This is a genomic window from Nonomuraea sp. B10E15 (assembly GCF_039871615.1).
GTDB lineage: Bacteria > Actinomycetota > Actinomycetes > Streptosporangiales > Streptosporangiaceae > Nonomuraea.
This window is the reverse complement of the sequence record NZ_JBDPMB010000060.1, coordinates 1-1,371: the sequence shown is the minus strand read 5'-3', so window position 1 is coordinate 1,371 and position 1,371 is coordinate 1. Positions and strand designations below refer to the sequence as shown.

Annotated in this window: 1 pseudogene; it reads right to left on the bottom strand. The window is 66.9% G+C overall.

What is annotated here, in order from left to right:
- Window positions 1–1,371: pseudogene (locus tag ABGB14_RS49960) on the bottom strand (DNA-directed RNA polymerase subunit beta); the annotation flags it as partial.

Here is a 1,371-nt window from a genome sequence, read left to right as displayed (position 1 = left end):
AGCACCTCGACGTTCAGGCACAGCGACTGCATCTCCTTGATGAGGACCTTGAAGGACTCGGGGATGCCCGGCTCGGGGATGTTCTCGCCCTTGACGATGGCCTCGTAGACCTTCACCCGGCCGAGAACGTCGTCGGACTTGATGGTCAGCAGCTCCTGCAGGGCGTAGGCGGCGCCGTAGGCCTCCAGCGCCCACACCTCCATCTCACCGAAGCGCTGGCCACCGAACTGGGCCTTACCGCCGAGCGGCTGCTGAGTGATCATGGAGTAAGGACCGGTCGACCGCGCGTGGATCTTGTCGTCGACCAGGTGGAGCAGCTTGAGAATGTAGATGTAGCCGACCGAGATCGGGTAAGGGAAGGGCTCGCCGCTACGGCCGTCGAAGAGGCGGGCCTTGCCGCTCCGCTCGACCAGCCGATCACCGTCACGGTTGGGGACCGTGCTGTCGAGCAGCCCGATGATCTCTTCCTCGTGGGCGCCGTCGAAGACCGGCGTGGCCATGTTGGTGCGCGGGGCGACCTTGTCGAAGCCCTTCTCGCGCAGCCGCCCGGCCCAGGCCTCCTCCACCCCGGAGATGTCCCAGCCCCTGGCGGCGATCCACCCCAGGTGGGTCTCCAGCACCTGGCCGACGTTCATCCGGCCGGGCACGCCCAGCGGGTTGAGGATGATGTCGACCGGCGTGCCGTCCTCCAGGAACGGCATGTCCTCGACCGGCAGGATCTTGGAGATGACACCCTTGTTGCCGTGCCGGCCGGCCAGCTTGTCACCGTCGGTGATCTTTCGCTTCTGGGCCACGTAGACGCGGACCAGCTCGTTGACCCCCGGCGGCAGCTCGTCGCCCTCCTCACGGCTGAACACCCGCACGCCGATGACCTTGCCCTGCTCACCGTGCGGCACCTTCAGCGAGGTGTCACGCACCTCACGCGCCTTCTCACCGAAGATCGCGCGCAGCAGCCGCTCCTCCGGCGTCAGCTCGGTCTCGCCCTTCGGGGTGACCTTGCCGACCAGGATGTCGCCGGGCACGACCTCGGCGCCGATGCGGATGATGCCGCGCTCGTCGAGGTCGGCCAGGACCTCCTCGGAGACGTTGGGAATGTCGCGGGTGATCTCTTCCGGACCCAGCTTGGTGTCACGGGCGTCGACCTCGTGCTCCTCGATGTGGATCGAGGACAGCACGTCGTCCTGCACCAGCCGCTGGGACAGGATGATCGCGTCTTCGTAGTTGTGGCCCTCCCACGGCATGAACGCCACCAGGAGGTTCTTGCCGAGCGCCATCTCACCCTGGTCGGTGCACGGCCCGTCGGCGATCACCTGGTTGACCTCGACCCGGTCGCCCTCGGCGACGATGGGCTTCTGGTTGAACGAGGTGCCC